General features: G+C 39.3%; 8 protein-coding genes, 6 tRNA genes and 1 rRNA gene. 1 reads left to right on the forward strand and 14 read right to left on the reverse strand.

Annotated features, from left to right (window positions below; translation table 11 throughout):
* Positions 1 to 111: 111 nt before the first annotated feature.
* From ACIQXI_RS19290 to ACIQXI_RS19350, 13 genes are all read right to left on the reverse strand, one after another.
* Entirely contained in the window at positions 112 to 627 is a 516-nt protein-coding gene (locus tag ACIQXI_RS19290) for a type 1 glutamine amidotransferase domain-containing protein (protein ID WP_402927840.1), read from the reverse strand.
* 113 nt (positions 628 to 740) lie between these two features.
* A complete protein-coding gene (gene glmM, locus ACIQXI_RS19295; RefSeq protein WP_402927841.1) occupies positions 741 to 2,093 on the reverse strand; it encodes a phosphoglucosamine mutase in 1,353 nt (450 codons plus the stop codon).
* A 320-nt stretch (positions 2,094 to 2,413) separates the two neighbouring features.
* A complete protein-coding gene (locus ACIQXI_RS19300; protein WP_402927843.1) occupies positions 2,414 to 3,442 on the reverse strand; it encodes a CdaR family protein in 1,029 nt (342 codons plus the stop codon).
* A complete protein-coding gene (gene cdaA, locus ACIQXI_RS19305) occupies positions 3,435 to 4,271 on the reverse strand; it encodes a diadenylate cyclase CdaA (protein WP_402927845.1) in 837 nt (278 codons plus the stop codon). The genes ACIQXI_RS19300 and cdaA overlap by 8 nt, the downstream gene beginning before the upstream one ends.
* A 149-nt stretch (positions 4,272 to 4,420) precedes the next feature.
* Positions 4,421 to 5,044, reverse strand: coding sequence for a zf-HC2 domain-containing protein (locus ACIQXI_RS19310; protein WP_402927847.1), 624 nt, complete (start codon positions 5,042 to 5,044; stop codon positions 4,421 to 4,423).
* Positions 5,045 to 5,057: 13 nt separating this feature from the next.
* Positions 5,058 to 5,621, reverse strand: a complete 564-nt coding sequence (sigW, locus tag ACIQXI_RS19315; RefSeq protein WP_402927848.1) for an RNA polymerase sigma factor SigW — start codon at positions 5,619 to 5,621, stop codon at positions 5,058 to 5,060.
* A gap of 134 nt (positions 5,622 to 5,755) precedes the next feature.
* Positions 5,756 to 6,661 carry an arginase gene (gene rocF, locus ACIQXI_RS19320; RefSeq protein ID WP_402927850.1) on the reverse strand — a complete coding sequence of 302 codons (906 nt, stop codon included), beginning with the start codon at positions 6,659 to 6,661 and terminating at the stop codon, positions 5,756 to 5,758.
* A gap of 180 nt (positions 6,662 to 6,841) precedes the next feature.
* Positions 6,842 to 6,914 (reverse strand) — tRNA-Lys (locus ACIQXI_RS19325).
* A gap of 13 nt (positions 6,915 to 6,927) precedes the next feature.
* A tRNA-Gln gene (locus tag ACIQXI_RS19330) sits at positions 6,928 to 7,002 on the reverse strand.
* Positions 7,003 to 7,021: 19 nt separating this feature from the next.
* A tRNA-Tyr gene (locus ACIQXI_RS19335) sits at positions 7,022 to 7,105 on the reverse strand.
* 14 nt (positions 7,106 to 7,119) lie between these two features.
* Positions 7,120 to 7,195, reverse strand: a tRNA-Val gene (locus ACIQXI_RS19340).
* Positions 7,196 to 7,263: 68 nt separating this feature from the next.
* Positions 7,264 to 7,338 (reverse strand) — tRNA-Glu (locus tag ACIQXI_RS19345).
* Positions 7,339 to 7,454: 116 nt separating this feature from the next.
* Positions 7,455 to 7,531 (reverse strand) — tRNA-Asn (locus ACIQXI_RS19350).
* Positions 7,532 to 7,798: 267 nt separating this feature from the next.
* On the opposite strand from ACIQXI_RS19350, the gene mbcS reads away from it, so the two are divergent.
* On the forward strand, positions 7,799 to 9,376 hold the full coding sequence (mbcS, locus tag ACIQXI_RS19355) for an acyl-CoA synthetase MbcS (protein ID WP_402927851.1): 1,578 nt from the start codon (positions 7,799 to 7,801) through the stop codon (positions 9,374 to 9,376).
* 113 nt (positions 9,377 to 9,489) lie between these two features.
* Here the strand turns inward: mbcS and rrf are convergent.
* Positions 9,490 to 9,584, reverse strand: a 5S ribosomal RNA gene (gene rrf / locus ACIQXI_RS19360); the annotation flags it as partial.

The following is a 9,584-nucleotide window of genomic DNA, read 5'->3' on the forward strand; positions in this document are numbered from 1 at the left end:
AACGTAGTGCAAAAGGCGAGTGTGCATGCCAGATTGCATCAAAATAAGGCATAAAACAAAGCGTAAGACGCAACAGGTAATAAAGGTTGCATCTTACGCTAAGAGTGCCTTCTATTCCTTACTTAGTAATTTCACAATTTCTCGATTAAACGCAGGTAAATCTTCCGGTGTACGGCTTGTCACTAATTGTTTTTGACAAACAAATACTTCTTCATCATGGAACTTTGCACCGGCATTTTCTAAATCAACTTGTATTGATTTATAGCCTGTGGCATCACGCCCATTTAGCGTTTTCGCTGTAATAAGTAGCTGTGGCCCGTGACAAATCGCAAAGGTTGGCTTCATATCATCCATAAATGCTTTGACGAAAGCGACAACACGATCATCTGCACGTAAAATATCTGGTGAAAAGCCACCTGGAATAAATAGTGCATCAAATTCTGACGCATTCACTTCCTCAATACCTTTATCGATTTTTACTTTCTCCCCGTGCTTACCTTCAACTTCTTTTCCTGCTTCGATATCAATTGTAATTACTTCATGCCCCTCTGCTTCTAAAGCTGCCTTTGGACTTGTAAACTCTACGTCCTCGAACATATCTGTTATTACTGCTGCAATTTTAGCCATATCAATAAAACACCCCTTGTTGTTTTGTGACTCAACAGTATTCTTCCCTCTCCCAGCTATTTCAAACATAAAAAACTCGATCTTCCAAGATGAAAGATCGAGTTACTTTACACTTATTCTGTTAAGCCCATTTCAGCACGTACTACATTGGCAATACATTCTACATAGCGTTCACAATCCGCTTCTGTAGCTGCTTCCACCATGACACGCACAAGTGGCTCTGTGCCAGAAGGACGAACTAAGATGCGGCCGTTACCAGCCATATCCGCTTCAACCTCCGCAATGACAGCTGCAACTTTGGCATTTTCAGTCACTGCATGCTTGTCTGTTACACGGACATTTACTAAACGTTGAGGGAAAATCGTCATTTCGCCAGCAAGTTCAGAGAGTTTTTTGCCAGTAGCCTTCATAATATTGACAAGTTGAATACCTGTAAGTAAACCGTCACCTGTTGTATTAAAGTCCAAGAATACAATATGACCTGATTGCTCGCCACCTAAATTATATTCATTGGCACGCATTTCTTCTACAACGTAACGATCTCCTACAGCAGTTTGTACACTGTGCATATCATTTTCTTCAACAGCTTTGTAGAAGCCCATATTACTCATCACAGTAGAGACGATCGTTTGCTTTTTCAAACGACCCACTGCATTTAAATGCTTACCAATGATGAACATAATTTGGTCTCCGTCAACGATTTTACCTTTTTCGTCTACTGCGATAAGGCGGTCACCATCACCGTCGAATGCTAAACCGACATCTGCACCTTTTTCAGTTACAAACGCAGCAAGACCTTCTGGATGTGTTGAACCAACACCGTCATTAATGTTTAAACCAGTTGGTGAAGCACCCATTGTTGAAATATCTGCTTCTAAGTCAGCAAATAAATGCGTTGCGAGTGACGATGTTGCACCATGTGCGCAATCTAATGCTACATGAATACCATCGAACTCTTCATCTACCGTTTGTTTTAAGTATTGAATATACTTTTGTCCACCTTCGAAATAATCACTTACAATGCCTAAATCCGCACCGATTGGACGTGGCAATGTATCTTCTGGTGCATCAAGTATAGCTTCAATTTCTGCCTCTTGCGCATCAGTTAGTTTGAAACCATCGGGACCGAAAAATTTAATGCCATTGTCGGCAACTGGGTTATGTGAAGCTGAAATCATGACGCCTGCGTTTGCACTCATAATTCTAGAAAGATAAGCAACACCTGGTGTAGAAATTACACCAAGACGCATCACCTCTACGCCGATAGATAAAAGCCCGGCTACTAGTGCACCTTCAAGCATTTCGCCTGAAATACGCGTGTCACGACCAATTAATACCTTTGGACGCCCCGTTGCATCCTTCGTTAAAACATAACCACCTACGCGGCCAAGTTTAAATGCAAATTCCGGTGTTAATTCACTATTCGCGACGCCACGAACGCCATCTGTTCCAAAATATTTACCCATTTTAATTGTTCTCTCCTTCAATGCAAGACGACCGCATCACGCTTGTTTCCTGCGGACAATCGGACGGCTCGTCTGCTTACTTTTGGAAAAGTCTTTTGTTATTCATTTACTAATAATAGGCCTCTTCAACTAGCTTTCAGAGGCTCTAATGCAACAAGCTTTTGGCAACAGGCACTCCATTCAAATGACAGAATAATTCACGTGCTCATCATTACCTGAGCCTATCTTGTTCGTTAGCATTTAGATATCTGCTATATAGCACGATTTGTAGAGACAGGAAATCTCTTATGAATCAAATTAAAATTATAGTCAGTTCTTGTTTAAGAATCAACATCATCTTCTGTCACAGGGTCAGGATTTGGTTCTTCAGGAATTGTAATAGTTTCCTTTTTTTCCTCTTCTACCTTTTCTGCTTTTGTGACATCAGCTTTAATTTTTATTTTTTGTTCAGATACTTTAGTCGCACCTTCAGGTAGTTTCACATCGAATTCATACGTTTTTGATTCAGTAATTTTCGATAGATCAACTTCAACTGGCAAGCTCGTTAAAACATCGATAATCGATTTTTTCCCATACACTTTCAAAGAGTTAGTAATAAGGGTTAATCGATTGATAGTAATGTCATCTGCCGCTTTACCTGTTTCCTTTATCGTTACCGGTAGTTCTTTACTATATTCTGCAATATCTACCCGTACCTTAACCTTTTCTGGTTCTATCATCACATCTAGTTTATTTAAGTCGCGATCTAATACTTTTACAGCCGCTTCTTGAGAGAAAGACTGTCTCAAGCCTTGTTCACCCGTTACAGTCGCTTTTACATAGCTAATGCTCTCTATTGCGCTTTTTGCGCCTGTTACAAACACAGTCGCTGGGTTCGCGGACATTCCTTTTAAGTAATAACCTTCATCTATTAAACGATTATTCATTTCAGGATCGACGCGGAATTCTTGTGTGACTTTTTCCTCTATATTTACTTTCACTGTCGCTGGGTCTAGCGTCACTTTTAATTTATCCGAAATATTTTCGTATTGTAGTTCAACGCTATGCTCACCAATTAATAAATCATTTAAATTTATAAATACAGAGAAATCTTTCACTAATTTTGCCTGCAAAGCGAGTTGCTTTGGTCCCCTAACCGTAACATTCACTGTTTTCGGAATTCCCGTTACAATAAGGCTATCATCATCATAATAAACCTCTACGGGTACATCTCGAATCACTTCTACCTGTTCAGTCATCGCAGTTTTATCTGTAGATGCTAACTCAGTCCGAACAGAGAAAAATAGTAAGCACGCTAGAAAGAGCGCAATGATTCGCAATACCCATGGGCTATCCATCATTTTATCCATTCTTTTTCCCCCTCCAAGTCAACTTAGAGGCCGCATTCGATTCTTGTACTGATCCAAACCACATTTTGCGTAACAGTGTTTCGAATTCCTCTAGAGAAAGGTTACGATGTAGATTACCGTTTAACGTAATACTGATGGCGCCAGTTTCCTCTGACACGACAATGGTAATTGCGTCTGTTACTTCACTAAGCCCGAGTGCTGCACGATGTCGTGTTCCAAGCTCTTTTGAGATAAAAGGACTTTCTGACAGCGGTAAATAGCACGCTGCTGCTGTTACCTTATCTTTTTGCATAATAACTGCCCCATCATGAAGTGGGGTATTCGGTATAAAAATGTTAATAAGTAATTCAGAAGATACTTCTGCATTAAGACCTATTCCCGTTTCAATATATTCAGTTAAGCCTGTATCTTTTTCAATAGAAATAAGTGCACCAATACGGCGTTTTGCCATATAGCTAACCGATTTCTTCATGGCTTCAATCAGTCTCGTTTGTTCTTCTTCTTCTTGACTCGTCGAACGTTGGAACAGCTTTCCTCGTCCAATTTGCTCGAGACCACGTCGAATTTCAGGTTGGAAGATAATGATAATAGCCAAGAAACCAAATTCAATGACTTGTTTTAGCATCCATCCTAAAGTTTCTAACCCAATAAAGTCTGTTGCAATGCGTGCAATAATAATGACGAAAATGCCTTTTAGTAATTGGACAGCTTTCGTCCCTTTAATGAGGGTTAAAATTTTATAAACAACGTACCAGACGAGCAGTACATCTATGAAGTTAATAACAATGTTCACCGGTGTTAAATCCGTGAATTGTTCGATAATTTGCACGTGGCATCCCCCACTTTTCATTGCGAATCCATATACGTTTAAGTATAGCACATTCTTGTCAAATGTAACTTTTTTCAAAAGAAAAGTCTACCCATATGGGTAGACTTTTCATTCTCTCCCGTGCACTATCATGTAGGACGTATAGAGTTTTATTTAGTTTCTTTTTCCTCAAATGTCATGGCAGCTTTTACGGAATTTTTGATGGTATACCATAACCATTCAAACGCTTCATCTATTTCTTCTATTTTACCTGAAACGACTGCAGAAGATGCCATATACTGACCATTAATAATGGTGATATTGCCATCCACTTCACCCTCAACAATTAAATCACCATTTTTAACGACGATATCACCTTTTACAACCTCTCCTTCTGGAACGATAACCGTTTGTCCTTCTACAACAAGGTTTGGTTGTTTCGTGACAGAGAATTGTTGATCGTCCATGAAGCTACCTAATAATGTAGCGCTCATAAATAAACAGAAGACTGCTGCTGCAACAAAGAATGGATGACGACGAATCCATTTTTGCATGCCTACACGACTTTTTGGTTTCGGTAAACGAGCCATCACCGCAGCTTCAAAATCTGGAGGTGCTGTAATATGGGAAGCACTCTTCACAAAGGCGATCGTTTCACTCAATTCTTGCATCAATTGTTTGCAATCACCGCATGAGTGCAAATGCTGTTTCAATTCTTGCTCATGCTCACGACTAATGTCACCGTCTAAATAATCATGCATATAATCAATAATATGCTCTGGACAAATATTCATGACGCTCCCCCTCCTACAGATTGTTTAATTGCTTTCGTAATGCTTCGCGTCCGCGGTGAATTCTCGTTTTCACTGTCCCAAGAGGCATATCTAAAATTTCACTAATTTCCTGCAACGGTAATTCTTCAATATATTTCAATACTATAACCGAACGGTACTTATCAGGCAAACGTCCTATCTCGTATTGAATGCGATCTTGTAGCTCCATCTGTTCTAACTGTTCCTCCGGTAGTTGGTCATCTGCTGCGATTTGTGAATACATATCGAGTCCTTCCGTACCAGCTACTTCCGCATCTAAATAATAATCCGGTTTTTTCTTTCTTATACGGTCGATGCAGAGGTTTGTTGCGATGCGATAAAGCCACGTCGAAAATTTTCTTTTTTGATCAAAAGTATGCAAGTTCATATAAGCACGAACAAACGCTTCTTGCGCAATATCCTCAGATTCTTGCTTGTTTCCTAACATCCGGTAGCATACTTGGTACAGTTTGTGCTGATAGAGACTCACAATATCGGCAAATGCGTTTTGATCGCCTTTAAGCACTTGTTTTATTCTCTTATTTACTAACGCATCCATTGTGTCTACTTCTCCACCTTTACAACTGTCTTATACTATACGGCCCGACTATAAGAAAAGTTTCAATTTATATTCAATTATAACAAAAGATTTTTAATCAATGTGGCGATAAACAATTTTTTCACAATTTTACATTAAACTAGTGTCTCACCGAATAAAGAACCGATTAATGCCACGGCCACATCTGCAGTTTTATTTTTTTCGTCTAGTATTGGATTCACCTCAACAAATTCAGCAGATGTTAGCATCCCTGATTCTTGTAACATTTCCATTGCTAAATGACTTTCGCGGTAAGATATACCTCCAGGCACTGGCGTTCCTACACCAGGTGTGTAGAGCGGATCTAAACCATCTAAATCTAATGATAAGTGCAAACCATCTACTTTGCGTTCTTGTAAATATGCCAGTGCATCTTCCATAACACGCGTCATACCAAGACGATCGATTTCATGCATTGTATAAACTTTAATACCTTGTTGACGAATTAACTCACGTTCACCTGGGTCTACTGAGCGCGCACCAATAATAATGACATTTTCCGGTTTAACCTTAGGTGCATAGTTACGAATTTGTACAAGACGTTCATGTCCTAAGCCAATACTCACTGCAAGTGGCATACCGTGAATATTACCAGATGGTGTTGTCTCAGGTGTATTTAAATCTGCATGCGCATCAAACCAAATAACGCCCAAGTTTTTGTAATGTTCACCAAGTCCTGCAAGAGTACCAATTGCAATACTATGATCTCCACCAAATACTAGTGGGAATTTTTTTTGCTCTAATGCTTCATGTACTTGATTTGCTAAAGTTGTGCTTACTTCTACAACTTCTTCTAAATTTAATAGCTGTTTATCGATTTCATTACTTTCTTGTACTTGACTAACAAGAATATCTCCCTGATCTTGTACCCCGTGACCAATTGCTTCTAGTCGTTCTACAACACCTGCATAACGAATAGCACTCGGACCCATATCCACTCCTCTTCGCGTTTGTCCGTAATCAGTTGGAACCCCTATAATTGAAATTTGATGTTTATTCATGTTTTTATACCCCCTATTTTTAATAAGACTATTGTAAAGCCTACAATGCACTTGGCTCAACCTAACAAAAAATCGTATATTTATGCATTTAAAAATAGTAAAAAAAATCTCCTGCTGTTTTCAGCAAGAGATTAGTATCTGTAGTTAATGTTACACTTTTAAATTTAAATTATAGAAAAGTGAGCCATGAAGGACTCGAACCTTCGACCCTCTGATTAAAAGTCAGATGCTCTACCAACTGAGCTAATGGCTCAAAAAAAGAAAAATGGCTGGGGTACTAGGATTCGAACCTAGGCATGACGGAATCAAAATCCGTTGCCTTACCGCTTGGCTATACCCCAATCATTATATAAATAAAACTGGTGGAGGGGGACGGATTCGAACCGCCGAACCCTAAGGAGCGGATTTACAGTCCGCCGCGTTTAGCCACTTCGCTACCCCTCCGAAAAAACACTATATGGTGGAGGATGACGGGCTCGAACCGCCGACCCTCTGCTTGTAAGGCAGATGCTCTCCCAGCTGAGCTAATCCTCCATAGAAACAGGTGTTTATTTCTTCACAGTTTATTTATCTTTTTAAGCCTATGCATTACTACTTAAAAATGGTGACCCCTACGGGATTCGAACCCGTGTTACCGCCGTGAAAGGGCGGTGTCTTAACCGCTTGACCAAGGGGCCATTCTTTATGTCTCAAACAAGACAAGATTTATATTAACATCATTCTTTTATTGTTGCAAGCTTTTTTTAAAAATTTCTTATTAAAATTTAATTTGACTTAAAAAAGTGCAAAAAAATGGCTCCGAAGGCAGGACTCGAACCTGCGACAACCTGATTAACAGTCAGGTGCTACTACCAACTGAGCTACTTCGGAACAATACTATTCAATTCGGTTTAAACAACCTCTTAAGTACATTTATTATTATACCAAGCATTCTAAATTATGCAATACTTTTTCAAAAAAATTATTTAATTTATTGCATAATTTTCATTTCCATTTTCAGAAGTTTAATAGTTCTCTATAAGGAGAAGTATTTCTATTTTATGTATTGAATATTCTTGCTGTATATTATTTCAATTGTTAAAATAAAAATAGTTTTAAGAATTTTCTATTAAATACGTTTTGGGGAGGAATGTTCATATGGTAACAAAAGATTTAATAGCACCAGAACTTTACAACATCACAGAGGAATTAGAGAAATTTTCCCAAGATAGTGATCGCCAAGCTATACGATGGTTGGATACTAAACAAAATCGTCGTACCATTTCTTATGCGGACCTTATTCAAAAAATGAACCAATATGCGAATGCCTTTACAGAAAGAGGTCTTCAAAAAGGTGATCGTGTTTTAGTTATCATTCCACGCCTACCAGAAGCCTATTTTGTGTTCCTTGGCTGTTTAAAGGCTGGCATCGTGCCAATCTCCTGTTCTGAGATGTTGCGAGCAAGTGACTTAGAATATCGTATGGAACATGCTTCTGCCAATGCAGTTATTGCTTACGAAGCTTTTACAAGTGAGGTTGATCAAATTACTACCTCATTAGCAGCTTTAAATAACAAATTAGTTATTGGCAATGCCTCAAACAATTGGATCTCTTTAGACGCATTAGCTGACAAACAACCTATAAGCTTTACTGCTGTGGCAACAAAACGTGATGATATGGCATTCCTTTCTTATACTTCAGGCACAACTGGTAAACCTAAAGGGGTTGTTCATTCCCACGGCTGGGGCTACGCCCATATTCGCACAGCAGCCTCCAAATGGCTTTGTGTACGGGAAGGTGATTTAGTATGGGCTACAGCAGCACCTGGTTGGCAAAAATGGATTTGGAGTCCGTTTTTATCGACAATTATGTTAGGGGCAACGGCATTCGTCTATCATGGCGGTTTTGACCCACATACTTATCTACAACTTCTTCAAGATGAGAAAGTAAATGTTCTTTGTTGTACACCAACAGAATATCGAATTTTGGCAAAGATTGATAATCTAAAAGATTATAACTTATCAACATTAAGAAGTGCTGTTTCTGCGGGTGAACCATTAAATCGTCCTGTTATCGAAACGTTTATGAAAAATTTTGGCCTTAAGGTACGTGACGGTTATGGACAAACTGAAAATACATTATTGATTGGTACACTGGAAAATACAGAATTACGCCCTGGTTCAATGGGTGTTCCTACACCAGGAAATATTGTACGTATTATTGACCACGACGGTAATGAGGCACCTGTTGGAGAAGTAGGAGACATCGCAGTTCATAAATCATCACCTGCTCTATTCAAAGAGTATTACCGTGAACCTGAGCGCACACAAGCTGCCTTTAGAGGGGATTGGTATATTACAGGAGATCAAGCTAAATGTGACGAGGATGGTTACTTCTGGTTTGAAGGACGTGGTGATGACATTATTATTTCATCAGGCTATACAATTGGACCATTTGAAGTAGAGGATGCATTAAATAAACATGAAGCTGTACAAGAATGCGCTGTTGTTGCAGCACCAGATGAAATCAGAGGTCATATTGTGAAAGCCTTTGTCATCTTACGAGAGGGCTTCCGGGGACTGGATGAAGATCAATTAGTAAAAGAGCTTCAGGAGCATGTTAAAGCGTTAACAGCGCCTTATAAATACCCTCGTAGCATTGTTTTTATCGATGAGCTACCAAAAACCACTTCGGGTAAAATCCGTCGTATTGAATTGCGAGCAACTACCGTTTAATAAACAAGTAAGGAGACACTTCACTTTTCATGGTGAAATGTCTCCTTTTATTTTGAATTATAAGACAGCAATAAAAAAAGCCACTACTGATTGTATCAGCAGCGACTTTTTGCGCCTAGCGACGTCCTACTCTCACAGGGGGAAGCCCCCAACTACCATCGGCGCTAAAGAGCTTAACTTCCGTGTTCGGTATGGGAACGGGTGTGAC

Source organism: Lysinibacillus sp. NPDC097195 (assembly GCF_044762075.1).
Classification (GTDB): domain Bacteria; phylum Bacillota; class Bacilli; order Bacillales_A; family Planococcaceae; genus Lysinibacillus.